At 59.4% G+C, this 26116-nt stretch carries 24 protein-coding genes and 4 tRNA genes; 17 read left to right on the top strand and 11 right to left on the bottom strand.

From position 1 onward, the window contains the following. Positions 1 to 14: 14 nt before the first annotated feature. Positions 15 to 950: a catalase family peroxidase gene (locus tag KL786_RS26690; RefSeq protein ID WP_215519481.1), complete on the top strand. Its 936-nt coding sequence runs from the start codon at positions 15 to 17 to the stop codon at positions 948 to 950. 126 nt (positions 951 to 1076) lie between these two features. On the opposite strand, the gene KL786_RS26685 is transcribed toward KL786_RS26690, so the two are convergent. The 3 genes from KL786_RS26685 to KL786_RS26675 all read right to left on the bottom strand — a co-directional run bounded on the left by KL786_RS26685 (position 1077) and on the right by KL786_RS26675 (position 3799). Continuing rightward, positions 1077 to 1775, bottom strand: coding sequence for an alpha/beta hydrolase (locus KL786_RS26685; protein ID WP_215519480.1), 699 nt, complete (start codon positions 1773 to 1775; stop codon positions 1077 to 1079). 120 nt (positions 1776 to 1895) lie between these two features. Beyond that, entirely contained in the window at positions 1896 to 2798 is a 903-nt protein-coding gene (locus KL786_RS26680) for a LysR family transcriptional regulator (protein WP_215519479.1), read from the bottom strand. Further along, entirely contained in the window at positions 2789 to 3799 is a 1011-nt protein-coding gene (locus KL786_RS26675; RefSeq protein WP_252193861.1) for an oxidoreductase, read from the bottom strand. Before KL786_RS26675 ends, KL786_RS26680 begins: the two co-directional genes overlap by 10 nt. Before the next feature lie 118 nt (positions 3800 to 3917). On the opposite strand from KL786_RS26675, the gene KL786_RS26670 reads away from it, so the two are divergent. The 4 genes from KL786_RS26670 to KL786_RS26655 all read left to right on the top strand — a co-directional run bounded on the left by KL786_RS26670 (position 3918) and on the right by KL786_RS26655 (position 6548). Beyond that, a complete protein-coding gene (locus KL786_RS26670) occupies positions 3918 to 4520 on the top strand; it encodes a TetR/AcrR family transcriptional regulator (RefSeq protein ID WP_215519477.1) in 603 nt (200 codons plus the stop codon). 154 nt (positions 4521 to 4674) lie between these two features. Beyond that, a complete protein-coding gene (locus tag KL786_RS26665; RefSeq protein WP_215519476.1) occupies positions 4675 to 5052 on the top strand; it encodes a YybH family protein in 378 nt (125 codons plus the stop codon). 10 nt (positions 5053 to 5062) lie between these two features. Continuing rightward, positions 5063 to 6049, top strand: a complete 987-nt coding sequence (locus KL786_RS26660; protein ID WP_215519475.1) for a zinc-binding alcohol dehydrogenase family protein — start codon at positions 5063 to 5065, stop codon at positions 6047 to 6049. A 16-nt stretch (positions 6050 to 6065) separates the two neighbouring features. Further along, positions 6066 to 6548, top strand: coding sequence for a YybH family protein (locus KL786_RS26655; protein ID WP_215519474.1), 483 nt, complete (start codon positions 6066 to 6068; stop codon positions 6546 to 6548). A 131-nt stretch (positions 6549 to 6679) separates the two neighbouring features. Here the strand turns inward: KL786_RS26655 and KL786_RS26650 are convergent, their stop codons facing one another. Further along, on the bottom strand, positions 6680 to 8419 hold the full coding sequence (locus KL786_RS26650; protein WP_215519473.1) for a dipeptidase: 1740 nt from the start codon (positions 8417 to 8419) through the stop codon (positions 6680 to 6682). A gap of 178 nt (positions 8420 to 8597) precedes the next feature. Then, the gene (locus KL786_RS26645) at positions 8598 to 9224 is read right to left on the bottom strand and encodes an alanyl-tRNA editing protein (RefSeq protein WP_076965102.1); all 627 of its coding nucleotides are present in this window, start codon (positions 9222 to 9224) and stop codon (positions 8598 to 8600) included. A 90-nt stretch (positions 9225 to 9314) separates the two neighbouring features. Between KL786_RS26645 and KL786_RS26640 the strand changes: the two genes are divergently transcribed. Further along, entirely contained in the window at positions 9315 to 10247 is a 933-nt protein-coding gene (locus KL786_RS26640; RefSeq protein WP_215519472.1) for a LysR family transcriptional regulator, read from the top strand. A gap of 84 nt (positions 10248 to 10331) precedes the next feature. On the opposite strand, the gene KL786_RS26635 is transcribed toward KL786_RS26640, so the two are convergent. Both KL786_RS26635 and KL786_RS26630 read right to left on the bottom strand, forming a co-directional pair. Further along, positions 10332 to 10739 carry a PA2817 family protein gene (locus tag KL786_RS26635; protein WP_215519471.1) on the bottom strand — a complete coding sequence of 136 codons (408 nt, stop codon included), beginning with the start codon at positions 10737 to 10739 and terminating at the stop codon, positions 10332 to 10334. A 75-nt stretch (positions 10740 to 10814) separates the two neighbouring features. Beyond that, positions 10815 to 13262 (bottom strand): acyl-CoA dehydrogenase, encoded by a 2448-nt coding sequence (locus KL786_RS26630; protein ID WP_215519470.1) that lies wholly within the window; start codon positions 13260 to 13262, stop codon positions 10815 to 10817. Positions 13263 to 13463: 201 nt separating this feature from the next. Here KL786_RS26630 and KL786_RS26625 point away from each other — a divergent pair, with 201 nt between their 5' ends. From KL786_RS26625 to KL786_RS26610, 4 genes are all read left to right on the top strand, one after another. Next, positions 13464 to 14123, top strand: coding sequence for a transglutaminase-like domain-containing protein (locus KL786_RS26625; protein ID WP_076965103.1), 660 nt, complete (start codon positions 13464 to 13466; stop codon positions 14121 to 14123). 44 nt (positions 14124 to 14167) lie between these two features. Beyond that, the gene (locus KL786_RS26620) at positions 14168 to 14785 is read left to right on the top strand and encodes a glutathione S-transferase family protein (RefSeq protein WP_032859271.1); all 618 of its coding nucleotides are present in this window, start codon (positions 14168 to 14170) and stop codon (positions 14783 to 14785) included. A gap of 134 nt (positions 14786 to 14919) precedes the next feature. Further along, positions 14920 to 15852: an ABC transporter ATP-binding protein gene (locus KL786_RS26615; protein WP_032859273.1), complete on the top strand. Its 933-nt coding sequence runs from the start codon at positions 14920 to 14922 to the stop codon at positions 15850 to 15852. Next, on the top strand, positions 15849 to 16628 hold the full coding sequence (locus KL786_RS26610) for an ABC transporter permease (RefSeq protein WP_032859275.1): 780 nt from the start codon (positions 15849 to 15851) through the stop codon (positions 16626 to 16628). The genes KL786_RS26615 and KL786_RS26610 overlap by 4 nt, the downstream gene beginning before the upstream one ends. A gap of 199 nt (positions 16629 to 16827) precedes the next feature. On the opposite strand, the gene KL786_RS26605 is transcribed toward KL786_RS26610, so the two are convergent. Beyond that, a complete protein-coding gene (locus KL786_RS26605) occupies positions 16828 to 17373 on the bottom strand; it encodes a TetR/AcrR family transcriptional regulator (protein ID WP_215519469.1) in 546 nt (181 codons plus the stop codon). Between the two features lie 90 nt (positions 17374 to 17463). Between KL786_RS26605 and KL786_RS26600 the strand changes: the two genes are divergently transcribed. The 3 genes from KL786_RS26600 (at position 17464) to KL786_RS26590 (ending at position 21836) form a co-directional block, all read left to right on the top strand. Continuing rightward, the gene (locus tag KL786_RS26600; RefSeq protein ID WP_215519468.1) at positions 17464 to 18648 is read left to right on the top strand and encodes an MFS transporter; all 1185 of its coding nucleotides are present in this window, start codon (positions 17464 to 17466) and stop codon (positions 18646 to 18648) included. A gap of 92 nt (positions 18649 to 18740) precedes the next feature. After that, a complete protein-coding gene (locus tag KL786_RS26595) occupies positions 18741 to 19895 on the top strand; it encodes a TDT family transporter (protein ID WP_215519467.1) in 1155 nt (384 codons plus the stop codon). Positions 19896 to 19961: 66 nt separating this feature from the next. Continuing rightward, entirely contained in the window at positions 19962 to 21836 is a 1875-nt protein-coding gene (locus KL786_RS26590) for an MFS transporter (protein WP_215519466.1), read from the top strand. Positions 21837 to 21922: 86 nt separating this feature from the next. Here the strand turns inward: KL786_RS26590 and sugE are convergent, their stop codons facing one another. The 3 genes from sugE to rdgC all read right to left on the bottom strand — a co-directional run bounded on the left by sugE (position 21923) and on the right by rdgC (position 24310). After that, positions 21923 to 22237 (bottom strand): quaternary ammonium compound efflux SMR transporter SugE, encoded by a 315-nt coding sequence (gene sugE, locus KL786_RS26585; protein WP_032859283.1) that lies wholly within the window; start codon positions 22235 to 22237, stop codon positions 21923 to 21925. A 106-nt stretch (positions 22238 to 22343) separates the two neighbouring features. Continuing rightward, positions 22344 to 23300, bottom strand: a complete 957-nt coding sequence (locus KL786_RS26580) for a bile acid:sodium symporter family protein (protein ID WP_215519465.1) — start codon at positions 23298 to 23300, stop codon at positions 22344 to 22346. An 89-nt stretch (positions 23301 to 23389) separates the two neighbouring features. After that, a complete protein-coding gene (gene rdgC / locus KL786_RS26575; RefSeq protein ID WP_032859287.1) occupies positions 23390 to 24310 on the bottom strand; it encodes a recombination-associated protein RdgC in 921 nt (306 codons plus the stop codon). A 159-nt stretch (positions 24311 to 24469) separates the two neighbouring features. Here rdgC and KL786_RS26570 point away from each other — a divergent pair. From KL786_RS26570 to KL786_RS26555, 4 genes are all read left to right on the top strand, one after another. Beyond that, positions 24470 to 24545: transfer RNA gene (locus KL786_RS26570), tRNA-Val, on the top strand. Positions 24546 to 24564: 19 nt separating this feature from the next. Next, positions 24565 to 24641: transfer RNA gene (locus KL786_RS26565), tRNA-Asp, on the top strand. A gap of 445 nt (positions 24642 to 25086) precedes the next feature. Next, positions 25087 to 25162, top strand: a tRNA-Val gene (locus tag KL786_RS26560). A gap of 19 nt (positions 25163 to 25181) precedes the next feature. Next, positions 25182 to 25258: transfer RNA gene (locus KL786_RS26555), tRNA-Asp, on the top strand. The last annotated feature ends 858 nt before the right edge of the window (positions 25259 to 26116 follow it).

Raw genomic sequence — 26116 nt, 5'->3', positions numbered from 1 at the left:
AAAGGAACGTGCCTATGTCACAGAGTCAGCTGTACGACGCCTTGCTAGACGCCCTCTATGCAACGTTTGGCAACCATCCGGGGTTTCGCATTGCGCATGCCAAAGGCGTATTGGTCGGCGGTACATTTGTTGCGTCAAAAGCTGCACAAGGCCTGAGTAGGGCGGCTCACTTTCAGGGAGAAGGTGTGCCCGTGCTGGTACGGTTCTCGAACTTCAGCGGTGTGCCGTCCACCCGCGATGGTGATCCCAGTGCGAGCCCCCATGGCATGGCCATTCGATTTGAACTGCCGGGTGGCCAGTCCACGGATATTGTCGCGCACTCTTTCGACGGCTTTCCCGTTGCCACCCCTCAAGCGTTTCTGGCATTTCTGCAGGGGATTGCTGCCAGCGTCGCATCGCCTGCCAATCCGGCACCGCTACAGGCGTTCCTGGCAGATCATCCCAGGGCGCAGGCATTCCTTGAAGCGGCCAAGCCGGCTCCGCGCAGTTACAGTTCGATCGAATATTTTGGGGTCAATAGCCTGGTGTTTGTTGATGCCCAAGGCGGGCGCCATATTGGTCGTTATCGCATCGAGCCGCAGATCAGGGAGCCGTTGCTCGGTGATGAGCAATTGGCCGCGATGCCTGATGATTATTTGCAACAGGCAATGGCTGGGCGCCTGAGTGTCGGGCCTGTGAATATGCGCCTGATTCTGCAACTGGCCGCGCCCGGCGATGCCGTTGATGACGGTTCCATCCCGTGGCCTCGCAAAGGGGCGCAGGCCCACCGTGAAGTCGAGCTGGGCATATTGACGTTGCGCAGCCTGGTCCCGGCATCGCAACAAGCCTTGGTCCAGCAAAGCACGGCCTTTGACCCAGGGCGCCTGGTAGATGGCATAGAAACCAGTAGCGACCCGATGATTGCTGCGCGGCACGAGATCTATCGGCGCGCCGCTTTGCGTCGGCGTTAGCCGTGAGCGCGCACGCGGTGTTATCGAACAACGCTTGCTTTTTCATGATCGACTCTCGCCCCCAGGGTTGATGTAAGCGGCAGTCTCAAGCACCCGCCACAGGATGGGGGTGCTCAAGTGCGACGGTTAGCTGTTGCAGGCGGCAACAGCGGCCTGATCAATAAACGCAGCAACTTCGACCGGTCTTGATGCCAGCGAAGCGTGGCTGGCGTGCAGGGTGATGACCTTTTGCGCATTGAGTCGGTTGGCCATGCGCTGTTCGTTTTCGGGGGCGATCATGCGGTCATCACTGGAGATCTGATACCACGAAGGTTTTTTCTTCCAGGCCGGGGCGCTGATGGTGTTGGCGAAGGTACTGATCAATGGTGCTTTTTGCGTGACACCCATCACAATGGCTTCATCGGCGCTGAGGTCCTGGCAGAAGCTCTCATGGAACAGCTCGGGCTTGACCCAAAGATAGCCGTCGCTGTCAGGCACAAGGTTGGCGGCTGCAACAGGCGGGTGTGCCTGGGTGATGCTTGCAGGGCTCTCGCCCGCGTCAGGTGCAAAGGCGGCTATGTACACCAGGCCGATGACATTGGGTTGGTCACCCGCCTCGGTAATGACCGCACCGCCATAAGAATGGCCCACCAGCAGAACCGGCCCTGATTGTTGGGCGATCATCTTGCGAGTGCGTTCAGCGTCTTCGGCCAGTGAGGTCAGCGACAGTTCAACGGCATGGATGTTCGTATAGCCTTTGTGTGTCAGCTCAACGATCACCTTGCTCCAGTGTGCAGCCCCGCCCCAAAAACCGTGTACCAATAGCACAGCAGGTTTAGTCGTCATGTGTGTTACTCCTCAGTGCATGGATGCGTTTGCACGCTTTGAAAAAGCTAATGCCATTTGAATTTCATGAGTAGGGTCGCTGGCGAGAGGCAGGATCCCGTTCTTGAGAGAGGAGATGACTTATGCGTGAGTCAGCTCGGTCGAATGGGCATTGATCCGTGCAGGATGCTTTATGTGCTGCCGGGCAAAATCCAGATAGGTCTGCACAATGGGCGAGGGATGCGGGTGTGAAGCGTAGTGCAGTGTGATCTCCAGGTCGGGGAGCGGGTGATCCTCCAACAAGACAACCAACTGCTGGTTTTTGATGTGCTCCATTGTCATGAAGGGAGGCAGCTCGGTCACCACGTCGCCGGCCAGGGCGCGGTTGCACAAATGGGTGTAGTCGTTGGTGACGATCGTCGGCTCGGGTTTGAATATTTCCTTTCCCAGGCGCCAATAAGCCGTGGTGCCTTGGCTCCAAACGCCACAGGGGAACTGGTGCAGGTCTTTGACCCTGGCGGGCACTCCCAGGCGCTGAAGCAGTGCGGGGGCCGCCACCAGCACATGGTGGTAAGCGAGCATCCGTTGAGTACTCAAGGAGTGCCCGCTGCAACGGCCAATGCACATGCTCACATCGACACCTTCTTCGATCATCTTGATGGGCCTGTCGCAGGTCCGGACCTGCAGCACAATGCCTGGATAACGCTGTTGAAACCGTGAAAGCATCTCCCACCATGGCGTGAGCGAAGACGGTAATGAAAGCCGCAGGAGCCCTTTAAGCCGGGCCTGATCGTTGAGCAAGGCGCGTTCACCACTGGCGAGTATTTCAAGGCCCCGGCTGGCGTGCTGGTATAAACGCATGCCGGCGTCGGTGAGGCATGTGCCGTGCACCGAGCGTTGCAACAGCTGCACATTGAGCTCGCGCTCCAGGTCCCGGACCCGACGGCTGATGGTGGCAAGCGGGATACCCAGGTGCTCGGCAGCGGCCGTCAGGCTGCCGAATTGCGCCGTGGCCGCGAACATGCGGACCGCATTCAGATCCATGCTGCAGTTTCTTGGGGCCTTGAGTCACAGGCACATTGCCTGGATAAGGTTGTCATGGCGACGGCGTCTGCCAGGTCCTGAAGCAGCCGCCGCTCACTGTTCTCGCTATCGGGGTTGGCGCACACGATCAAGGGATTCTTGAAGGTCGCCCGCAGCCATCGGCAAAAGCCTTCGGGGTAGGCCGGCCCTGTGCCCGGCAGCCATTGCACCAGGTGCAGGTAAGCAATGTTGCGGTGGTTAAGTTCCTCGGCCAGGTACAGGGCCATGGCGTGGGGTTCGCGATCTTCAATGTCATTGAGGGTGCCCCAGGGGGATAGGCGCACGCCAATGCGCTGCGCGCCTAGCACCCTGATCAGTTGATCGACGATTTCCAGCAGGAACCGGGCACGGCTTTCCAGCGATCCGCCATATTCGTCCTGGCGCAAATTGGTGCCAGTGGCCAGGAACTGCTCAATCAGATAGCCGCTGGCGCCATGAATCTCAACCAGGTCAAACCCGGCAGTCATTGCATTGACGGCGGCGTCCACAAACGCCTGTTGGGTCACGCGAATGTCTACCAGGGTCATTTGCCTGGGGCTCGTGGCCGGCACCCCGATGCCTGCGCCTTGGCCATTGCAGATGAACACCTCTGAGCGGGCTCGGATTGCCGAGGGGGCAAGGGGCGGGTGATTGTCTGGTTGCAGGTCACGGTGGGACACGCGCCCCACATGCCAGAGCTGGGCGGCAACCAGGCAGCCAGCTTGATGAAAACGGTCGGTAACGACTTTCCAGCCGACGATCTGCTCGGCTGAATAAAGACCCGGGGCATTGGTATGGCCCTGGCCTTCGGGGCAGACAGGTGCCCCCGATGCAATCACCAGCCCGGCATCCACGCATTGAACGCTGCAAGGCCTGGCTGACTGGGACGAGGAGGGCACTTGGGGGGTAAAAATCCTGCGGTTTTTTAGCGTCACAGTCCCGATATCCAGGGGTGTAAGTAAGCGCGTTGTCACGGAGTGCATCCTCTGGAACCGCCAGGAAAACCGGGGCTATATACATAACGATCGCTATGTAATAATTCAGGGCAAGTGATCGTGTCAATATTTTTTGTAGTGATCGTTATTATCAGGTGAGGGAAGCATGGCTGAACGAGGAAGACCTCGCGCCTTTGACCGCGGGCACGTGCTGGAACAGGCAATGAATGTGTTTTGGTTACGGGGATACGAAGGGTCATCGTTGACCGCGCTGACCCAGGCCATGGAACTCAACCCGCCAAGCCTGTATGCAGCCTTCAAGAACAAGGAAGGTTTGTTCCGCGCCGCGCTGGATCACTACCTCACCCATCATGGCGCCTATCGCTACAGCGTCCTGGCAGACGCTACGACGGCTCGCGAGGCGGTGGAGGTTTTGCTCAAGGAGACGGTCACGCGGTTTTATCGCAGCCATCCGCCCCGTGGCTGCCTGGTGGTGCTGGCGGCGTTGTCCGGAACCCCGGAAAGCCAGGTAATCCAGGACGAGCTCAGCGCACAGCGCAGAGAAACCCACCGACTGATCGAGTCGCGCATTCACCAAGGCCTGTGCGACGGAGACGTGCCGGCAGAGACGAATGTTCAAACCCTGTCGGGTTTCTACACCACCGTCATGTTTGGCCTGAGCGTGCAGGCCAAGGACCAGGTCCCGTATGAGCAAATGATTGCGTTTGTGGACACTGCGATGGGCGTCTGGCCACCGTCGCCGGTGTGATTCTGGAAGACACCAGGGTGGTACATCGCTGTTCTTGTCCTTCCATAAATGAGAGAAAGGTTGTCATTCTGAGTGGTTAATATCCAAACCTGATTGATAGATAGTGAAGTCACTGGCTCAACGCCGGAACCTTCAAATCAATCGGAGCTTCATGATGACCATCAAATCTGTTCTCAGCCGTTATGAAACAGCCCTCAACACTAACGACACCAAGACCATTCTCGATTTGTACGGCAGCGAGCCGGTGTTCATGCCTCAGCATGCACCGGCCCTGGTCGGCCGTGACGCCGTACAGGCCGGTTACGAGCAGGTCTTCGCCACCCTCAAACTGAATGTCAAGTTCACCGTCCACGAGATAGAGGAAGTCGGTAACTGGGCCTGGGTACGCACCTCCTCGGCGGGTACCACACACATTCTGGCGGCCGGGATTGATGTGACCGAAGGCAACAATGAGTTGTTTGTGTTCCGCAACGAACAAGGTAGCTGGAAGATTCATCGCTACCTGTTCGCCACCACTCAACCACGCGCCTGAGGTCATCACCATGAAAGCTTTTGTCATTGAACAAGCTGGCACGCCTGATGCCTTGAAGCTACGCGACATTCCCTCTGTGCAACCCTCGGGCGATGAAGTCAGGATCCGTGTCCGGGCATTGGGCCTCAACCGTGCCGAGACCTACCTGCGTGCTGGGAAAATGGGCCCGATCACCGCTCCCCGAGTGCCAGGTATCGAGGCGGTGGGTGAGGTGATTCATGACCCGTCGGGCACTTTTCGCACCGGCCAGCGTGTTGCTACGGCCATGGGAGGGATGCAGTTCGCCCGCAATGGCAGTTATGCCGAAGAGGTGACGGTGTTGCGCAGCAACGTGATCTCCCTGGACGGCTCGGCGCTGTCATGGGAAGAGCTTGCCGCATTGCCTGAAGCCTACCTCACGGTGTGGGGCGCGCTGGACAAGAGCCTGGCGATTGAGCCAGGGCAGACGCTGCTGGTGCGGGGTGCGACGTCTTCGGTCGGCCTGGCGGCACTGACTTATGCCAAGGCCCGTGGCTTGAAAGTGATTGCCACGACCCGTTCGGCAGACAAGATCCAGCGTCTGCGTGAGATGGGGGCTGATGAGGTGGTGGTCGACAACGGCGCGATTGCCGAGCAAGTGCGCCAGTGGGTGCCTCAAGGGGTGGATGCGGTACTGGAGGTGGTCGGTGCGGCAACCCTGCGCGACAGCCTCAAGACCGTGCGCCCATTCGGGGCGGTCAGTGTGATCGGTTTGCTGGGCGGCGCGCCGATCCTGGAGCAGTTGCACCTGATGCAGGACCTGCCTTCGGCAGTGAAGCTGAACTTCTTTGGCAGTGGCTTGCTGGGCACGCCGGACATGCCCCTCAAGGACAGCCCTCTGTTGTGGATTGCCAAAGAAGTCGAAGCGGGGCGCATGCCGTCGATCCGCACGAAAACCTTCGATTTTGAGCAGATCCCTGATGCTCATCGCCTGATGGAAAGCGATGGGGCCCAGGGCAAACTGGTTGTAAAACTCTGACATTAAGGAGCACATCATGCGGACTTCATTCCTGGCGCTGACCTTGGGCGCCTTGCTCCTCCCCGCCCTTGCCCTGGCCGCTCAACCGGCCCCTGAAAAAGAGGATGTGAAAGAGGCGGTCACAGCCCAACTGCACCATTATCAGGCAGCGCTGAACGCTTCTGACCTGGATCAGGTGATGGCGCTTTATGCACAGGACGCGGTGTTCATGCCGCAAAACAGTGTGCCGGCGGTCGGGCGTGACGCCGTACGCCAGGCCTACCAGCAGGTCTTCGCCGCGATCAAACTCAACATACGCTTTACGATTGACGAGATTCGACCGCTGTCACGGGATTGGGCTTTTGCACGCACGCGCTCCAATGGCACCGCCACGCCACTGGCAAGTGCTCAACCTGGTGGTGCTGAAGGGAATCAGGAAATCTTCTTGCTGCATCGGGAGGCCGATGGGAAATGGCGTTTTGCGCGTTACATTTTCTCTTCTACCAACGCTCCCAGGTAGTTGCGAATGGAGGCCATGCCTCGGATGGCAGGCACACAAAAACGCCGCTCGGTTATGAGCGGCGTTTTTGTGTGTCAGCGATTCAAACTCGGGGAAATGGCCCCGCCAACAGAGCGGATCCAGACAGTCGGTCAGAGTTTCGGCAACTGCCCGATACGCCCCATCATTTCGGTGACGATCTGCAGGTCCAGCAGGAACTGCTCGGTGGTCTTGAACTCGTTGTCGGTGTGGCCGGTGTATTTGACTTCAGGTCGTGCCAGGCCGAATTGCACGCCGTTGGGCAGGTCATGCACGGATGTCGCGCCGGCTGAGCTGCGGAACTTGTGTTCCATGCCCAGGTTTTCCGCAGCTACGATCAGCAACGTCTTGACCCATTCGCCCTCGGGGTTACGGTACATCGGCGCGGCAATCGAGTAATCGAAGGTCGGTATGATGCGGTTCTTGATGCTCCAGGCGCTTAGTTTGTCGGCGATTTCTTTCTTGAGTTTTTCCGGCGACTTGCCTTTGGGCACTCGCAGATTGACCGCCAATCTGAAGGTTTTTTCATCCATTGCGACAAGGGTCAGGGATGCGGTCAGTGGGCCCATGAAGTCATCGGAGAAGCCCACACCCAATTTGTTGCCCAGGTAGTCCAGGCCCCAGTTATCGGCGGAGTAGCGGGCGGCGTCGGTAATCTCGTTATGTTTGAGCGCAACTTTGCCGTTCAGGCTGTTGATGAAGTCCAGCATTCGCGCCACCGGGTTGATGCCCGACTCTGGCGTGGAAGAGTGAGCGGATACGCCTGTCACGGTCAGCTTGACTTCTTTGTCGACCACCTTGGCTTCGATCGTGAAATCATTGCCATTGGCCTTGACATAAGCAGTGCCGGCTTGCTGCAGGCTGGTGGCCAATTCGGCGGGTGTGTTGCTGTGCAGTATCGCGACTGACGTCGAAGGAATCTGGTTGGTTGCAAGGCCGCCGGTCATCGAGAGGATTTCGGCGCCATTGCCCTCGCCCTTACGCCGGGTGAAGGTGGCCATTACGGTGCCATAGCCTTTCTCGGCGATCACTACCGGGTAGCTGCCATCCAGCGCCAGGTTATAGGTGGGTGTCGGGTTGCGTTCTAGGTAGTAGGGTATCGCGTCGCCGGTGGTTTCTTCAGTGGTGTCAACCAGCAGCTTGAAGCTGCGTGCCAGCGGCAGCTTTTCTTCCTTGATCACCCTCATGGCATACAGGGTGACCACGATGCCGTTCTTGTCATCTTCGGTGCCCCGGCCATACATGCGGTCACCGACCAGGGTGACGTCGAAGGGGTCGAGTACGGTGCCGTCTTCCAGCACCCAGTTCTCTGGTGTCACCGGCACCACATCCGCGTGGGCATGAAGGCCGACGACTTCATCCCCCGTGCCCTCCAGGGATATTTCATAGACGCGGTTATCGACATTGCGAAAGCTCAAGTTGAAGGATTGCGCCAAGGCCTTGATTTTTGCGGCAATCTTGAAAAACTCAGGGTTTTCATGCTGGGGAACACCCTCGACTTGGACGGTTGGAATGACCACCAGTTCACGTAGGGATTCGGTGGCAGCTGCGCCGTATTTCACCCGTGTATAGAGCCCCAACAGGCGATAGACGTCGTTCTGCTGCTCTGCAGTCAGCACCTTATTGTTGAGGAAAGCCTCGATTGCCGGGCCCAGGTTGGCGGTTTTCGCCACATCGCTCTTAGCCAGGTTGCTGAGGAACGTACGGAAATCCTTGATCGAGGCGTCATTCAGGCTTTTGAGAATAGTCGCACTCTGTTGCGGGTTGATGCTGGCGACGGCAGACACGCTAACCGAAGACAGGCTGGCAATCATCAGAGTGGCAGCGGCCAAGTGTTTGAGGGAAAGGTTCATTGTTGGGGCATTCCTTTGCTGGTGGCATGTAAGATGTTTCTGAAGTCTGTATCGGAAACACTTCTAAACACTAGCAGCACTTTTGAGAGGAAGGGGCCTTTGATGGGGTATGTCCTATGGCAATATGCAAATGCCGCCTCTGTCCACTACTGGCATCCTCAGGTTTATCGCGGTTGAGTCAGTCCAGGCTGTAGCGCACCGACAGGGTGCCTTTTTTCTCGGACAGGCCGAGGATGGTGATCTGGCCCACTTGGGCAAGCGCTTGCACATGGGTGCCGCCACACGCGTAGGGCGGCAGGTCGCCAAAGCCGACTTCCCGGCTATCGCCGTCCAGCACCATGTGGCGTGGCAAGTCTGCGGCGATCCACTGGTTGACCTGGTCCTGCAAGGTGTCGGCCTCCATGACTTGCGCCGACTCGCCACGGATAAAGCTGATCTTGCCTTCGCCGGGCCAGTGGTGGGCCTTGATCGGCATCCAACCCAGGGTTTCGCCAGCGTTGCCGATCAAATGCCCAGCCGAATGCAGGCGCGTATGCAAGGCGCGCCGTTGTGCGTCGATGCGGGCCTGGGTGGGGCCCGGCGTGAGGGGGCGGTCGACGTAATGCACGATGCGTCCGGCTTCCTGCACGACTTTCACGACAGTGCTGTCCCCCAGCCAGCCGGTGTCAAAGGGCTGGCCGCCGCCCTGGGGGTGGAAAATGGTCGATTGCAGTACCACTGCAAACTGCTGTTCATGGGGCGTGCACTCCAGCACATCGACATCGGCAACCAGGTGGTCGTGGGTAAAAAACAGGCGCTGGGTCATGGTCTACATCCGCATCAGGGTTCTACCGGGCAGTATAAATAGTGCTCGGATGAGTGATAATCCATTCAAATATCAATGGACCTGTGCGTCATGAGCATCAATCTTCCTCTGCCACTGCTGGGCGAAATGGCGATTTTCGTCAAGGTCGTGGAAACCGGCAGCTTCTCCGAAGCGGCGCGCCAACTGGGCGCTTCGCCATCGGCCGTGAGCCGCAGCATCTCGCGCCTGGAACAGGCCCTGGCCACGCGTTTGTTACAGCGCACCACGCGCAAGTTGCGCCTGAGTGAAGGTGGCGAAGAAGTCTTCAAGCGCTGCCAGGAGATGGTCAGCGCGGCGCGCTCGGTGATGGAAATCAGCGGCCAGTACACCCACGAGGCCGAAGGACTGGTGCGGGTCAGCGTGCCCAAGGCGGTGGGGCGGTTTGTGGTGCATCCGCACATGCCGGAGTTTTTGCGGCGTTATCCCAAGGTCGATGTGCAATTGATCCTGGAGGATCGGCAGGTGGATATGATCGATGACAATGTCGACTTGAGCATCCGTATCACCGACAGCCCGCCGCCGGGGTTGGTGGGGCGCCAGCTGTTGCCGATCGAGCATCTGCTCTGTGCCACGCCACAGTATTTGGCTGCGCACGGCACACCGCTGCATCCCCATGACTTGCTGGAACACAGTTGTATTTACCTGGGAGAAACCCCCGGGGACGCACGCTGGAAATTGCGCCAGGCAGGCAAGACGGTGACGGTCGGCGTGCGCGGCCGGTACGCGGCCAACCACACGGGAGTGCGGTTGGATGCGGTGCTGCAGGATGTCGGGATTGGCAGCTTGCCGTATTTCACCGCGCGGCATGCATTGGAGGAGGGGCGCCTGGTGCAGGTCTTGCCGCACTGGGATTTCATTGCCTCGTACCATGGGGATGCCTGGTTGCTGCACTCACCCACGCGGTACCTGCCGCCGAAGCTGCGGGTGTTTATTGATTATCTGGTGGAGTGCATGGCGAAGGAGCCGACGTTGCGCAGGCGGTAGGAACAATGCGGTCGAAAACAATATGGGAGCGGGCCCGCTCCCACACAAGTCCGCTCCTACATTTGATATCCAGTGCTTTCGGGATCAGTGCTTGGACTGGTCGTGGGGCATGGCCAGCAGCTGTTTTTCCTGGTTCCAGTCGAACGGTTCGTCGTTCTGTTCGGCTTCGAAGCGGCGTTCTTCCAGGGCCTGGTACATATCCAGTTCATCGTCGGGCATGAAGTGCAGGCAGTCACCGCCGAAGAACCACAGCAGGTCGCGCGGTACCAGATGGGCAATCTGCGGGTAGCGCAGGATGACCTGGCTCATCATGTCCTGGCCCAGGTACTGGCTTTCGATCGGGTCGATGGGCAGCAGGGCCCGCAGTTCATCAAAGCGCTCCAGGAACAAGGCGTGGCTTTCCTCAGGAACCTGTTCGGCTTCGCCGACGGCTACCAGGATGCTGCGCAGGTGGTCGAGCAAGACGAGATGATCGGCAACGACGTTGGACACGAGAGTAAGTCCTCAAAAGCAAAAACGGGCGCGAGAGTATATAGCTCTCGCGCCCGCTTTTATATGACCGCTGGTTTAACGGACCCTGCCGGGGGCCTGGGCCAGCTCCTCCTTGCTGAAGTCATCCACGTCGATCACCTTGCGTCGCGCCGCTTCTGCCTCACGCAGGGTCTGTGCTTCAGCCGCTTGTAATACGCCAGCTTCCAATGCGGCATCGATGGCGTGTTCCCCGGCGCGTGGCTTGACCTGGCCACTCTTGAGCGCGCTGTGGAGTTTTTTCTGCAGCGGGTGGCTGGCACCCAGCAGGTCGTAGGCCTGTTGCAACGCGCCCACCGGGTCTTCGGCTGATTGTGGGCGGTAGCAGCCAGCCAGCAGTTCTTCTAGGGTCGGATCGCCCTTGGCCCGGCCAATCACGGCGGCGACTTCGGCATCCAGTGCATCGGATGGGCCTGTATGGCGACGGCCGAACGGGAACACGATTACCCGCAGCAGGCAGCCCAGCACTTTGTTGGGGAAGTTGCTGAGCAGTTCATCCAGCGCACGCTCCGACTGGCCGAGGCTTTCTTCCATAGCCCAGGCAAACAGCGGTTCCAGGTGATCCGGTGAATCCAGGTCGTGGTAGCGCTTGAGTGCCGCCGAGGCCAGGTACATGTGGCTGAGCACATCCCCCAACCGTGCCGACAGGCGTTCGCGACGCTTCAACTCGCCGCCCAGCAGCATCATGCTCAGGTCAGCCAACAGGGCAAACGCGGCGGCCTGGCGATTGAGCGCACGGAAGTAGCCCTGGCTCAAACGGTTGCCTGGCGCTTTTTCGAAGTGGCCCAGGCCGAGGTTCAACACCAGGGTACTGGCGGCGTTGCTTACGGCAAAGCCGATGTGCTGCATCAACAGTCCATCGAACTCCTTGAGCGCCTGGTCGCGGTCTTCACGACCGGCGAGGGCCATTTCCTTGAGCACGAACGGGTGGCAGCGGATCGCGCCCTGGCCGAAGATCATCAGGTTGCGCGAAAGGATGTTCGCGCCCTCCACGGTGATGAAGATCGGCGCCCCTTGCCAGCTGCGCCCCAAGTAGTTGTTGGGCCCCATGATGATGCCCTTGCCGCCGTGCACGTCCATGGCGTGGCTGATGCACTCGCGGCCGCGCTCGGTCAGGTGATACTTGAGAATGGCCGAGAGTACCGAGGGTTTTTCGCCCAGGTCGACGGCGTTGGCGGTGAGCATACGGGCGCTGTCCATCAGCCAGGCGTTGCCGCCGATGCGGGCCAGGGCCTCCTGGATGCCTTCGAAAGCCGACAGCGGCACATTGAACTGTTCGCGCACCTGGGCATATTGGCCGGTCACCAGGCTGGTGAACTTGGCGGCCCCGGTACCCACCGCCGGCAGGGAAATCGAACGGCCGACCGACAGGCAGTTCATCAACATCATCCAGCCCTTGCCGAGCATCTCCTGGCCGCCGATCAGGAAGTCCAGGGGAATGAACACGTCCTTGCCGGAGTTGGGGCCGTTCATGAACGCGGCACCGAGTGGCAGGTGACGGCGGCCGATTTCCACGCCCGGGGTGTCGGTGGGGATCAGCGCCAGGCTGATGCCCAGGTCTTCTTCTTCACCCAGCAGGTGGTCCGGGTCATGGGCCTTGAAGGCCAGGCCCAGCAGGGTCGCGACTGGGCCGAGGGTTATGTAGCGTTTTTCCCAGTTCAGGCGCAGGCCGAGGGTTTCCTTGCCTTCCCATTCGCCTTTGCAGATCACCCCGGTGTCGGGCATCGCGCCGGCATCGGAGCCGGCCAGCGGGCCGGTCAGGGCAAAGCACGGGATGTCATCGCCACGCGCCAGGCGTGGCAGGTAGTGGTTGCGTTGCTCGTCGGTGCCGTAGTGCAGCAGCAGTTCGGCAGGGCCCAGGGAGTTGGGGACCATGACGGTGGAAGCGAGGTCGCCGCTGCGGGTCGCCAGTTTCATCGCCACCTGGGAGTGGGCGTAGGCCGAAAAGCCCTTGCCGCCGTATTCCTTGGGGATGATCAGGGCGAAGAAGCCATGTTGCTTGATATGGTCCCAGGCCGCCGCCGGCAGGTCCATGGCCTGGCCGATTTCCCAGTCGGTGACCATGGCGCACAGTTCTTCGGTCGGGCCGTCGATAAAGGCCTGCTCTTCTTCGGTCAACTGCGCCTTGGGGTAGGCCAGCAGTTTGTCCCAGTCGGGGCGGCCGCTGAACAGCTCGCCGTCCCACCACACGGTGCCGGCGTCGATGGCATCGCGCTCGGTCTCGGACATCGGCGGCAGCACTTTCTGGAACCAGTTGAACAGCGGTGCGGTGAAGTACTGGCGGCGCAGGTCGGGCAATAGCAGCGGTGCGGCGACCACTGCAATCAACACCCAGAACACCAGCAGCAGCCAGCCCGGTGCATGGCTGAAGGCACCCATCGCCAACAGGTAGACGGCGACCACACCCAGGGCGGGCAGGGGCGCGGTGCGACGGTGTGCCAGGTAGGCAATGCCGAGCACCAGAACCAGTATCCACAACAACAGCATATTCAATCCTCCGTGAAACCAGGGGCAGAAGCACCCTCAGAGCTTAGTCGGCATCCGAAAAAGCGGTGCCTGAGGGTGTTACGTGTGTGGCGGGAAGTGCTCTCCAGTCACAGGCAGCAGGCGCCGACATTTGGCCGAATCGTCGTTATCCCTCGGTCGGGCCTGTGGTTAGACTCCAGGCTCGCCTCGGAGAAAATCCCCATGAATGCGTACTTGAGTCCCAGCCGCTTCATCGATAGTGACCACCCCACGGTGGTGGAGTTCGCCGAAAAACATCGCGGTGCGAGCCGCGACCCCCGTGACCAGGCAGTCAGTCTGTATTACGCCGTGCGTGAAGCGGTGCGCTACAACCCTTACACCTTCAGCCGCGATCCGCAAACCCTGGCGGGCAGTTACGCCCTGGCCACCGGGCAGAGTTATTGCGTGCCCAAGGCCACCCTGCTGGCCGCCTGCGCCCGGCATTGCGGCATACCGTCGCGTATTGGCCTGGCGGACGTGCGCAATCACTTATCGACCCCGCGCCTGATCGAGCTGCTCAAGAGTGATGTGTTCGCCATGCACGGCTACACCGAACTGTATCTGGACGGGCGCTGGGTCAAGGCCACGCCAGCGTTCAACAGCCAGCTGTGCGAATTGTTCGATGTGCCGCCACTGGATTTTGACGGGATCAATGACAGTGTGTTCCACCCCTTCAACCGCCAGGGCCAGCGTTCCATGGAGTACGTGGTGGACCATGGGCAATTTGCCGAGGTGCCCGAGGAATTCTTCTTTGCCCACCTGGAGAAATGTTACCCACACCTGTTTGGCGAGCAGTCGCCGCAGCTGTTAGGCGATATGCAGAGCGATTTGAGTCGCGGCTGAACCGGCGTATGCTGCCCCGGCATTCATCTATTCAGAGGTCGATCATGCTGAAGATCTGGGGTCGTAAAAATTCATCAAACGTCAGGAAAGCACTGTGGTGCGCCGAGGAACTGGGCCTGGACTATGAGGCAATTGATGCGGGCGGGGCTTTTGGCGTGGTCGATACCCCGCAATACCGGGCGCTGAACCCCAATGGCCGGGTGCCGATGATCGAAGATGGCGATTTTGTGTTGTGGGAATCCAACACCATCGTGCGCTACCTCTGCGCCAAGCAGGCATCGAGTTGGTACCCAAGCGACCTGCAAGCGCGGGCCAACGCCGAAAAATGGATGGATTGGACCACCTCCACACTGGCCGAGCCGTTCAAGATCGTGTTCTGGGGCGTGCTGCGCACCCCTGCCGAGAAACAGAACTGGGACAACATCCATGCCGGTCGCCAGGCCTGCATCGAGGCTCTGGGCACGGTGGAGCAGGCCCTGGCCACGCAGCCCTACCTGTCAGGCAACGAGATCGGCATGGGTGACATCCCCTTGGGCAGCTTTATCTACGCCTGGTTCGAGATGCCTATCGAACGGCCCTCGATGCCTAATCTGGAGGCCTGGTACCAGCGTTTGCAGCAACGCCCGGCCTATCAAAAGGCGGTGATGACCGCGTTGACTTAATACTGACTATTAATACGGGTGACTGTACTTGTGCGGCGCACGCAAGCACCATGCCTGCCGTGCCCCGCAGTTGTATTGCGTGCAGTGCGCCCTTATCTATTGTTTCTATTTCCTTCCTTGGTGCGTAATCCGATATGAGTTCCGCTCTGTCCATCCGGCAGCTAACCAAAACCTACGGCAACGGTTTCCAGGCCCTGAGTGGTATCGATCTGGATGTCGCCGAAGGTGATTTCTTCGCCTTGCTCGGCCCTAACGGCGCCGGCAAGTCCACCACCATCGGTATTCTCTCGACCCTGGTCAACAAGACCAGTGGCACGGTGAATATCTTTGGCCATGACCTGGATAAATCCCCGGCCGCGCTCAAGCGCAGCATTGGCGTGGTGCCCCAGGAGTTCAACTTCAACCAGTTTGAAAAGACCTTCGATATCGTGGTGACCCAGGCCGGTTACTACGGCATCCCGCCGAAAATCGCCAAGGAACGCGCCGAGCAGTACCTGACCCAGTTGGGCCTGTGGGACAAGCGCGACGTGCCATCACGCTCCCTGTCCGGCGGCATGAAGCGCCGCCTGATGATCGCCCGCGCCCTGGTGCACGAGCCGCGCCTGCTGATCCTCGACGAGCCGACGGCCGGGGTGGACATCGAATTGCGTCGCTCGATGTGGACTTTCCTCACCGAGCTGAACCAGAAAGGCATCACGATCATCCTCACCACCCATTACCTGGAAGAGGCTGAACAGTTGTGCCGCAACATCGGCATCATCGACCACGGCACCATCGTCGAAAACACCAGCATGCGTAACCTGCTGGGCCAGTTGCATGTCGAGACGTTCCTGCTCGACCTGAAGAACAACCTGTCCGTGCCGCCCCAACTGATCGGCTACCCAAGCCGCCTGGTGGACAGCCACACCCTGGAGGTGCAGGTCGATAAAGCCATGGGCATTACTGCGCTGTTCAGCCAGTTGGCCACGCAGAACATTGAAGTGTTGAGCCTGCGTAACAAAACCAATCGCCTTGAGGAGTTGTTCGTGTCCCTGGTGGAGAAAAATCTGGCGAAGGTGGCGGTATGAGTTCCGAGTTCCAACCCAACCTGGTAGCGCTTAACACCATCGTCTATCGCGAAGTGAAGCGCTTCATGCGCATCTGGCCGCAGACCCTGCTGCCGCCAGCGATCACCATGGTTTTGTACTTCGTGATCTTCGGTAACCTGATCGGCCGGCAGATTGGCGATATGGGTGGCTTCACCTACATGGAATACATCGTGCCGGGGCTGATCATGATGTCGGTGATCACCAACTCCTACGGCAACGTGGTGTCGAGTTTCTTTGGCAGCAAGTTCCAGCGCTCCATCGAAGAACTGATGGTCTCGCCGGTCTCGCCGCACACCATCCTGATCGGCTACACCCTGGGCGGCGTGCTGCGCGGCCTGATGGTCGGGGCGATTGTGACGGTGCTGTCGATGTTCTTCACCGACCTGCAGGTGCATCACCTGGGGGTGACCATCCTGGTGGTGGTACTGACGGCGACGATCTTCTCGCTGCTGGGCTTTATCAACGCAGTGTTTGCGCGCAACTTCGATGACATCTCGATCATCCCGACCTTTGTGCTGACCCCGCTGACCTACCTGGGCGGGGTGTTTTACTCGATCACCTTGCTGCCGCCGTTCTGGCAGACCGTATCGCTGGCCAACCCGGTGCTGCATATGGTCAACGCCTTCCGCTACGGGATCCTCGGCGTGTCGGATATCAAGATCAGCGTGGCGATCACCTTTATGATCGTGGCCACGGTGGTGTTGTACATCGGATGCGCGCGGTTGCTGGTGAGTGGGCGTGGGATGCGGACCTAAGCATCCAGCCGAACAGGCTCAAAAATGTTGGGGTAGGCTTGTGTGCGGGCTTGCCCTGATGCCAGTCAGTTAAGCCTTTTTTATAGGGGCGAGCTTGCTCGCGAAGAACTTGAGAGCGCCGCGGTTATCTAGCAAACACGCGTTATCGTTGACGTCCTTCGCGAGCAAGCTCGCTCCTACATTTGGATTTGTATGTGGCTCAGGGCAGCAGGGCGATTTCGATCAGCTCATGCAGCTCTTCAACCTGCATCGGCTCGCTAGCAAACAGAATCCGAAATACCGTTGGCGCCGCCAGCAAGTTGATCAGCCGATCTACGCTGGGCAATGCCTGGCCGCCCCCCTGATAACGCTGCAGAATTACCTGCAACTGCCCGCCCAGAATCGTCACGCAATACCCCGGCGTCTGGCTGCACTGCACGTCGCGCATCATGTTACGCCCCGGTTCCGAACTCATCTCGTCCAGGTATTGCTCGGCCCAGGCCCGCAGGTCGCCGCGCAGGCTGCCGGTGTTGGCCGGTTCGCTGTCCGGGCGCATGCGCGCTAGGGCGACGTCGGCGAGCAGGGCGGCCAGATCGCCCCAGCGCCGGTAAATCGTCGAAGGTGTCACGCCTGCGCGCGCGGCGATCTGGGGCACGGTCACGCTGGCGCGCTCTTGCTCCTGGAGCAACTGACGCACCGCCGAATGAACTGACTCTTGTACCCGGGCACTGCGGCCCCCCGGGCGGAGGCCTTCTTTTATCGCCATGTCAAAACCTTAACACAAAGAATTTGCTTTAAGCTCGATGCAGTAGCACACTGCGCAAAAGCAAAATATTAGCTTTAGCGGAGCATGCCCATGTCCAGCGTCACTTCTCACCGTTCTAGCCTGGTGTTCCTGGCGATCACTCTGCTGACGTTTCTCGCGGCCTCCAGCGCGCCGACGCCGTTGTATCACCTTTACCAGGAAGGCCTGCATTTTTCCGCCGGTACCCTGACGCTGATCTTTGGGGTGTATGCCTTGAGCCTGTTGGCGGCGTTGCTGACGGTCGGCTCGCTGTCGGATCACTTGGGGCGCAAACCCGTCATCTTTGTCGCGTTGGTCCTGAATATGCTGGCGATGCTGCTATTTATCCACGCGGACAGTGTCGCCTGGCTGATTGCTGCCCGCACCTTGCAAGGGTTTGCCACGGGCATGGCCACCGCCGTGCTGGGGGCCGCGTTGCTCGATACCGACCGCCAGCAGGGCCCGTTGGTCAACAGTGTCGCGCCGTTGCTGGGCATGGCCTGTGGCGCTATGGGCAGCAGTTTGCTGGTGGAGTTCGCGCCGTTGCCCACTCAGTTGATCTACTGGGCCTTGTTCGGGCTGATGCTGTTGCAGAGCCTGTCTGTGTGGCGGCTGCGGGAGAGTGTCAGCCGCATGTCGGGTGCGCTGGCTTCGCTATGGCCGACTTTGCACGTGCCGCCCCAGGCGCGCAGGGCCTTGTGGCTGTCGTTGCCGGTGGATATCGCCGTGTGGGCGATGGGCGGTTTCTACTTGTCGCTGGCACCGTCGCTGGTGCGGGCGGCGACCGGATCGACCTCCAACCTGATCGGTGGCGGTCTGGTCGCGGTGCTGACCTTGAGCGGTGCGCTGATGATCTTCAGCCTGCGCAATCGCCCGGCAGACAAGGTGCTGCGCCTGGGGGCAAGCCTGTTGGCTGTGGGTGTCGCGTTGATCCTCGCTGCTGTCCACAGCGCCAGCCTGCCGCTGTTTTTCTTCGCCACGCTGATTGCTGGCAGCGGCTTTGGCGCAGGTTTTCTTGGGGCGGTGCGCAGCGTGGTGCCCCTGGCGTTGCCCCATGAGCGGGCCGGGTTGATGTCGGCGTTTTACGTCCTGAGTTACCTGGCGTTTTGCCTGCCGTCTTTGCTGGCAGGCAACCTGACCCGCAGTTTTGGCCTGATCGCGACCACTGACGGCTACGGTGTGGTGTTGATCATATTGGCGCTCGGCGCCTTGATTGGCTTGATGAGGCAGGCACCCGTCAAGGCTGTATATAGGTAAAACAGATAACAGTTAGAGATATTACCCGTTATATAGATATTCGTTCGGCTTCTATCATGGGCTCAACCTCATACGAGGAAGAGGATTTAGCCATGACGTGCCCCAATAGCATCAACAGCAGTTACAAGCCGTTCAGCCACCTGGCCGGCCCCAGGGAAGTGATTCGCCAGTTCACCCCCAACTGGTTCGCCGCCACCATGGGGACCGGCGTGCTGGCATTGGCCCTGGCGCAATTGCCGGTGCAACTGCCGGGTGTCTATGTCATCGCCGAAGGGCTGTGGCTGCTGACGATTTTCCTGTTTGTGTTGTTCAGCGGCTTATATGCGGCGCGCTGGGTGATGTTCTACGACGAGGCACGGCGGATTTTCGGGCACTCCACGGTCTCGATGTTTTTCGGCACCATCCCCATGGGCCTGGCGACCATCATCAATGGCCTGCTGCTGTTTGGCCTGCCGCGCTGGGGCGAGGGCGTGGTGCAACTGGCTCAAGCCCTGTGGTGGCTGGACGTGGCCATGGCCTTGGCGTGCGGGGTGTTGATCCCGTTCATGATGTTTACCCGTCAGGAGCACAGCATCGACCAGATGACGGCCGTCTGGCTGCTGCCGGTGGTGGCCGCCGAAGTCGCCGCCGCCAGTGGTGGCTTGTTGGCGCCGCACCTGGCCGATGTCCATTCGCAACTGGTGATGCTGGTGACCAGCTACGTGCTCTGGGCATTTTCCCTGCCCGTGGCCTTCAGCATTCTGACCATCCTGATGCTGCGCATGGCCCTGCATAAACTGCCCCACGCCAATATGGCGGCGTCGAGCTGGCTGGCCCTTGGCCCGATCGGCACCGGCGCCCTGGGCATGTTGCTGCTGGGCCAGGACGCGCCGGCCATCTTCGCCGCCAATGGTTTTGCCGGGATCGGTGAGATTGCCGCAGGCCTGGGGCTGGTTGCCGGCATCACCCTGTGGGGCCTTGGCTTGTGGTGGATGTTGATCGCGGTGCTGATCACCCTGCGTTACCTGCGCGCCGGTATTCCGTTCAACCTGGGCTGGTGGGGCTTTACCTTCCCGTTGGGGGTGTATGCCCTGACCACGCTGAAACTGGGCAGTACCTTGCACCTGGCATTTTTCAGCGTGACCGGCAGCGTGCTGGTCGCCGCCCTGGCCCTGATGTGGCTGGTTGTCAGCAAGCGCACGGTGCAGGGTGCCTATAAAGGTGAGCTGTTTGTTTCACCGTGCATTGCAGGATTGGGGAATAAGTAAGCAGGATTAGGTAAAGTCGTGGCCTGAAAACCAATAAAGCCTTCAGGCCACGCAGGAACACGGACGATGAGTCACCCCTCGCAATTCACCTTGCTGCGCAAACGGCGCTTTTTGCCGTTCTTCATCACCCAGTCCCTGGGGGCGTTCAACGACAATATCTTCAAGCAGTCGTTGATTCTCGCCATTCTCTACAAGCTGGCCATCGAGGGCGACCGCTCGATCTGGGTCAACCTCTGCGCCTTGTTGTTTATCCTGCCGTTCTTCCTGTTCTCGGCCCTGGCCGGGCAGTTTGGCGAGAAATTCAACAAGGATGCGTTGATCCGCGCGATCAAGATCGGCGAGATCGTGATCATGGCCGTCGGCGCCGTGGGCTTCATGACCAACCACCTGGAATTGATGCTACTGGCGCTATTTGCCATGGGTACCCATTCGGCGCTGTTTGGTCCGGTGAAGTACTCGATCATGCCCCAGGCCCTGCGTGAAGAAGAGCTGGTGGGCGGCAACGGCCTGGTGGAAATGGGCACATTCCTGGCGATCCTCGCCGGGACCATCGGTGCCGGGGTCATGATGTCCTCAACCCACTACGCGCCGGTGGTGTCCACCGCGATTGTCGCCATTGCCGTGCTGGGTTACCTGGCCAGCCGTGGAATCCCTCGCGCGGCGGCATCGAGCCCCGAGATGCGCCTGGACTGGAATATCTTCAGTCAGTCCTGGGCCACCTTGCGCCTGGGCCTGGGGCAAACGCCCGCCGTGTCGCGCTCGATTGTCGGCAACTCGTGGTTCTGGTTTGTCGGGGCGATCTACCTCACGCAAATTCCGGCCTACGCCAAAGAGTGGCTGTATGGCGATGAGACTGTGGTCACCCTGATCCTCACCGTATTCTCGGTCGGTATCGCCCTGGGCTCGATGCTCTGCGAAAAACTCTCCGGGCGTAAGGTGGAAATCGGCCTGGTGCCCTTCGGCTCGTTCGGCCTGACGGTATTTGGCCTGTTGCTGTGGTGGCACTCTGGCGGCTTCCCGCAGAACGTCCAAGCCAACGATTGGCTGACGGTCTTGAGCTATGGCCAGGCCTGGTGGGTATTGGCCGATATCCTTGGCCTTGGGGTGTTTGGCGGTTTCTACATCGTGCCGCTGTACGCCCTGATCCAGTCGCGCACCGCCGAGAACGAGCGGGCGCGGGTGATTGCCGCCAATAACATCCTCAATGCGCTGTTCATGGTGGTTTCGGCGATTGTCACCATCTTGCTGCTGAGCGTGGCCAAGCTGTCGATCCCCGAGCTGTTCCTGGTGGTGTCGCTGCTTAACATTGCGGTCAATACCTACATCTTCAGGATTGTTCCCGAGTTCACCATGCGCTTCATGATCTGGCTGCTCGGCCACTCCATGTACCGCGTGCAGCATCGCAACCTGGAACATATCCCGGACGAAGGCGCGGCGTTGCTGGTGTGCAACCATGTGTCGTTTGTCGATGCATTGCTGATTGGCGGTGCGGTGCGTCGGCCGATTCGTTTTGTGATGTATTACAAGATCTACCGTTTGCCGGTGCTTAACTTTATCTTCCGCACGGCCGGGACGATTCCGATTGCCGGGCGCCATGAAGACCTGGAGATCTACGAAAAGGCCTTCCAGCGTATCAGCCAATACCTGAAGGACGGTGAGCTGGTGTGTATCTTCCCGGAAGGCAAATTGACCGCCGACGGTGAGATGAACGAGTTCAAGAGTGGGGTGACGCGGATTCTTGAGGAGACGCCGGTGCCGGTGATTCCCATGGCGTTGCAAGGGTTGTGGGGGAGCTTTTTCAGCCGCGATCCGAACAAGGGGATCTTTCACCGGATCTGGTCGCGGGTAACGTTGGTGGCGGGGCCGCCGTTGGCGGTGGAGCAGGCGACGCCAGAAGCCTTGCAGGAACAAGTGCTGGCATTGCGTGGCACCACCCTGTAGGAGCTCGGCTTGCCGGCGATGGCGTCCGCAAATCCATTACGGGATTCAAGGGCCTCATCGCGGGCAAGCCGGCTCCTACAACAGCATCAGGCGCTGACCTTGAGACCAATCAACCCGGCAATGATCAACGCCACACTGGCCAACCGGAACAGCGCCATGGACTCGCCAAACAGGATAATCCCGGCGATCACCGTACCCACGGCACCGACACCGGTCCAGATGGCATAGGCGGTGCCCAGCGGCAACTCCTTCATGGCCAGCCCCAACAGGCCAAGGCTGACGGCCATGGCGGCAATCGTCAGAGCGGTGGGCAGCGGTTTGCTGAAACCGTCGGTGTATTTGAGGCCGACGGCCCAGCCAACTTCAAACAGCCCGGCGAAAAACAGAATGACCCAGGACATAAAGACCTTCCTTTTAGAAGTGGGGCCGTCCCCGGATTGAATGCTCAAACGAGTCGCGGGGTCGTCCCCGCGAAGGTGCGTAGAGTGCCGAAAAGCCCGCGTCCGATCAAGTTTCGGCGAGGGCCTTGCGGTCTTCTTTTTCGCTCATCCGGCGGAAATACGTCGACAACAACGCCCCGGAAATATTGTGCCAGACGCTGAACAATGCGCTGGGTACCGCCGCCAGTGGCGAGAAGTGCACGCTGGCCAGCGCGGCTCCCAGCCCCGAGTTCTGCATGCCCACTTCCAGCGCCAACGACTTGCGTTGCGCCAGCGGCAGCTTGAACACATGACCGGTGAAGTAACCGAGCAAGTAGCCGAAGCTGTTGTGCAGCATCACCACCGCCATGATCAGCAGGCCCGATTCGGCGATCTTCGCCTGGCTCGCTGCGACTACGGCTGCGACGATCAGCACGATGCTGACCACCGATACCAGTGGCAATACCTCAACGGCGTGCCGCACACGGGCCCCCAGCAGGCGTTGGGCTGCTACGCCAAGGACGATAGGCAGCACCACCACTTGCAGGATCGACCAGAACAACTCCATGAACGACACCGGCAGCCAGGCCGAGGCCAGCAGCCAGATCAGCGCTGGCGTCAGCAGCGGGGCGAGCAGGGTGGTGATGGAGGAGATAGCCACTGACAGCGCGAGGTCGCCACGGGCCAGCCAGGTCATGACATTGGAAGACGTACCGCTTGGGCAACAACCGACCAGGATCACACCGACGGCGATTTCCGGCGGCAGTTGGAAGACCTGGCACAGCAACCAGGCCACGCTGGGCATGATCACAAACTGTGCGGCCACACCCAGTGCCACACGCCACGGGTGACGAGCGACCTCGGCGAAATCTTCAAGTTTGAGGGTCAGCCCCATGCCGAACATCACCAGGCCCAGCAGCGGCACGATGGCGCCTTTGAGGCCGATAAACCAACTGGGCTGCAGGAACGCAACCACGGCAAAGATCAGCACCCAGTAGGCGAAGGTATTGCCGACGAAGCGGCTCAGGGCGGCGAGTGCACGCATGGGGATGTCCTTATTATTAGAGGGCTGGGAGTGGCAACCCAATCAACTGTAGGAGCTGGCTTGCCAGCTCCTACATTGATCGTGCCTGTTTAGATGCCTTGCGGGGTCTCTTCACCGCCGAGTGCTTCCACCAGCGCCGGCAGGAAGTCGCCAAAGGTCAGCATCATCAAGGTAAAGCTGGCATCCAGTTGGCCCAGGGCTTCGTCGCCGCCGTCCTGTTCGGCCTGGTCTTGCAGCAGGTCTTCGAACTTCAGGCGCTTGACTGTCATCTTGTCGTCGAGCATGAAGGACAATTTGTCCTGCCAGGCCAGGGACAGTTGGGTCACGACTTTGCCGGTGCTCAGGTGCAGCTGGATTTCTTCGCCGGTCAGGTCCTGGCGCTTGCAGCGCACGATACCGCCGTCTTCGTGGGTGTCGCGCAGTTCGCATTCGTCGAGGACGAAGAAGTCATCGGCCGGTTTCTGGGTGGTGACCCAGTCGGTCATGACGGCGGTTGGCGCGGTTTTCACGGTCAGTGGGCGTACCGGCAGGGTGCCGATCACTTCGCGCAGGGTCGACAGCAGGTCTTCGGCGCGCTTGGGGCTGGCCGAATTTACCAGGATCAGCCCCTGTTTCGGCGCGATGGCGGCGAAGGTCGACGAGCGACGGATAAAGGCACGTGGCAGGAACGCCTGGATGATTTCATCCTTGATCTGGTCGCGTTCCTTTTTGTAGACCTTGCGCATTTGTTCGGCTTCGATCTCTTCGACCTTTTCCTTCACCGCATCACGCACCACGCTACCCGGCAGGATACGTTCTTCCTTGCGCGCAGCGATCAGCAGGAAGTCACCGCTGACGTGCACCAGGGGCGCGTCTTCACCTTTACCAAAAGGCGCGACGAAACCGTAAGTGGTCAACTCCTGGCTTGCACAAGGGCGCGCCGGTTTGGTGGCCATTGCAGTTTCCAACGCCTCGGCATCAACAGGCAGATCTTGGGTCAGGCGATAGATAAGCAGGTTCTTGAACCACATGGGGTGAGTCTCTCCTTTATACAAAGTGGGGCATTATTCTCTTGATAGCGTCTGAGGCCAACCCTGCCTAAGCCATTGGAAGGGCTGAAAAAAAAGATTTAAGAAAGTGCTTGCCAGACTTTGGGTCGCTCCGTAGAATGCGCGCCACACCGAAACGAAGGGTGATTAGCTCAGCTGGGAGAGCATCTGCCTTACAAGCAGAGGGTCGGCGGTTCGATCCCGTCATCACCCACCATTCGCTTCATGTGTTACGCGCAGCGGTAGTTCAGTCGGTTAGAATACCGGCCTGTCACGCCGGGGGTCGCGGGTTCGAGTCCCGTCCGCTGCGCCATATTCGGTAACCTGGAACACTGAACGCCAGGTCACCACAGAAAGCCCGCTCATTGAGCGGGCTTTTTGCTGTCTGGGATTTGTCTTTCTGTTTTTTGTAGGAGCGAGCTTGCTCGCGAAGAACCTGAGGGCGCTGTGTTTATTCAGGATGCACGCATCATCGTTGACGATTTTCGCGAGTAAGCTCGCTCCTACAGGGGTTGTGTTAAAAAATGCCCCCGGTCGTTTCCGATGACCGGGGGCATTTTTTATTGGAGGTTTAGAAGTTCCAGGGTGTGGTGACCCTGGAGTTGCGCGGTTCACCGTAGGTGGCGCAGCTAGAGAAGCTGATAAGCGCCGGTTTTCAAGGGCGTACGCTGTTGTGGAAAAGATATTTTAAATAAATTGCATTTAAATCAACACATTGCGAAATTTTCGTATATGATGCGTCCCACACCGAAAGTGAAGGGTGATTAGCTCAGCTGGGAGAGCATCTGCCTTACAAGCAGAGGGTCGGCGGTTCGATCCCGTCATCACCCACCATTCGCTTGATGTGTTACGCGCAGCGGTAGTTCAGTCGGTTAGAATACCGGCCTGTCACGCCGGGGGTCGCGGGTTCGAGTCCCGTCCGCTGCGCCATATTCGGTAACCTGGAACGCTGAACGCCAGGTCACCACGCAAAGCCCGCTCACTGAGCGGGCTTTTTTGTGCCTGGGATTTGCTGTTCTACAAGTCCACCTGCAGTTCGGTAATGAAATACTGTGGCTGCCTTGGGTCCGCCTCCAGTTTTTGCCGCAAATGCTCCATATGCACCCGTAGATAATGCGCGGTCGACGATCACCATGTCCGGCTGGGGGCATGGATCAGCGCACGCTTGACGCTGTCGGTCTCGAACACCTGAAAGCCTTCATCTTGTAGGGCAATGCGCAAACTCCAGCAGCGTACTTAACATGTCGTGGCTCCGTTCGAATCTTGCCCATGGCGATATAAATGAACGTGAGTGTGAGCACGGTGTAACTCCCCTGAGTGAATAAGCCGCAACTGCGGACGCGGGGAGGTTAGTCTCAGGGGTATCAAGTCCGGGCACTGATTACAGGTGTAAGTATTAAGGCCATATATAGAAAAATTATACCGGGCGCACGAAAAAAAGGGATAGCCCGCCGCCCGGGTATCCCTTTAAACACTGGGGTACTGCTGGTGTTGAAGACCCGCTTATTTAGCTTTCTTTTTCTTCTCACTGCGGGTAGCGAGGTGTTCGAAGCAAAATGCAGCGGTACCGAAGAGCGCAATCATTGACAGGACGACCATGCCTAAAGTTGAACTTTCCACGATGACTTCCTACGGGTGTTGGGGGTAGGAAGTGACGGTAGAGTGTCTGGGCTTAGTGCTCAATAGAGGCGACGTAATCGTTATGGGGAATAGGGGATTTATATGAACTCTTTACGTGTAGAAGTCTCGACTTAATCTGACACCCCTCTTGAAAAAGAGCGGGGCTAC

The organism is Pseudomonas sp. TAE6080 (genome assembly GCF_018732265.1).
In the GTDB taxonomy this organism is placed as follows: Bacteria; Pseudomonadota; Gammaproteobacteria; order Pseudomonadales; family Pseudomonadaceae; genus Aquipseudomonas; species Aquipseudomonas brenneri.
The sequence above is the reverse complement of the archived record's forward strand: the minus strand, read 5'-3'. Positions and strand labels throughout refer to the sequence as shown.

Excerpts from the sequence above, each read along its gene's own strand:
- KL786_RS26690 (WP_215519481.1), top strand. The coding sequence starts at position 15 with ATGTCACAGAGTCAGCTGTACGACGCCTTGCTAGACGCCCTCTATGCA.
- KL786_RS26685 (WP_215519480.1), bottom strand. The coding sequence starts at position 1,775 with ATGACGACTAAACCTGCTGTGCTATTGGTACACGGTTTTTGGGGCGGG.
- KL786_RS26680 (WP_215519479.1), bottom strand. The coding sequence starts at position 2,798 with ATGGATCTGAATGCGGTCCGCATGTTCGCGGCCACGGCGCAATTCGGC.
- KL786_RS26675 (WP_252193861.1), bottom strand. The coding sequence starts at position 3,799 with ATGCACTCCGTGACAACGCGCTTACTTACACCCCTGGATATCGGGACT.
- KL786_RS26670 (WP_215519477.1), top strand. The coding sequence starts at position 3,918 with ATGGCTGAACGAGGAAGACCTCGCGCCTTTGACCGCGGGCACGTGCTG.
- KL786_RS26665 (WP_215519476.1), top strand. The coding sequence starts at position 4,675 with ATGACCATCAAATCTGTTCTCAGCCGTTATGAAACAGCCCTCAACACT.
- KL786_RS26660 (WP_215519475.1), top strand. The coding sequence starts at position 5,063 with ATGAAAGCTTTTGTCATTGAACAAGCTGGCACGCCTGATGCCTTGAAG.
- KL786_RS26655 (WP_215519474.1), top strand. The coding sequence starts at position 6,066 with ATGCGGACTTCATTCCTGGCGCTGACCTTGGGCGCCTTGCTCCTCCCC.
- KL786_RS26650 (WP_215519473.1), bottom strand. The coding sequence starts at position 8,419 with ATGAACCTTTCCCTCAAACACTTGGCCGCTGCCACTCTGATGATTGCC.
- KL786_RS26645 (WP_076965102.1), bottom strand. The coding sequence starts at position 9,224 with ATGACCCAGCGCCTGTTTTTTACCCACGACCACCTGGTTGCCGATGTC.
- KL786_RS26640 (WP_215519472.1), top strand. The coding sequence starts at position 9,315 with ATGAGCATCAATCTTCCTCTGCCACTGCTGGGCGAAATGGCGATTTTC.
- KL786_RS26630 (WP_215519470.1), bottom strand. The coding sequence starts at position 13,262 with ATGCTGTTGTTGTGGATACTGGTTCTGGTGCTCGGCATTGCCTACCTG.
- KL786_RS26625 (WP_076965103.1), top strand. The coding sequence starts at position 13,464 with ATGAATGCGTACTTGAGTCCCAGCCGCTTCATCGATAGTGACCACCCC.
- KL786_RS26620 (WP_032859271.1), top strand. The coding sequence starts at position 14,168 with ATGCTGAAGATCTGGGGTCGTAAAAATTCATCAAACGTCAGGAAAGCA.
- KL786_RS26615 (WP_032859273.1), top strand. The coding sequence starts at position 14,920 with ATGAGTTCCGCTCTGTCCATCCGGCAGCTAACCAAAACCTACGGCAAC.
- KL786_RS26610 (WP_032859275.1), top strand. The coding sequence starts at position 15,849 with ATGAGTTCCGAGTTCCAACCCAACCTGGTAGCGCTTAACACCATCGTC.
- KL786_RS26605 (WP_215519469.1), bottom strand. The coding sequence starts at position 17,373 with ATGGCGATAAAAGAAGGCCTCCGCCCGGGGGGCCGCAGTGCCCGGGTA.
- KL786_RS26600 (WP_215519468.1), top strand. The coding sequence starts at position 17,464 with ATGTCCAGCGTCACTTCTCACCGTTCTAGCCTGGTGTTCCTGGCGATC.
- KL786_RS26595 (WP_215519467.1), top strand. The coding sequence starts at position 18,741 with ATGACGTGCCCCAATAGCATCAACAGCAGTTACAAGCCGTTCAGCCAC.
- KL786_RS26590 (WP_215519466.1), top strand. The coding sequence starts at position 19,962 with ATGAGTCACCCCTCGCAATTCACCTTGCTGCGCAAACGGCGCTTTTTG.
- sugE (WP_032859283.1), bottom strand. The coding sequence starts at position 22,237 with ATGTCCTGGGTCATTCTGTTTTTCGCCGGGCTGTTTGAAGTTGGCTGG.
- KL786_RS26580 (WP_215519465.1), bottom strand. The coding sequence starts at position 23,300 with ATGCGTGCACTCGCCGCCCTGAGCCGCTTCGTCGGCAATACCTTCGCC.
- rdgC (WP_032859287.1), bottom strand. The coding sequence starts at position 24,310 with ATGTGGTTCAAGAACCTGCTTATCTATCGCCTGACCCAAGATCTGCCT.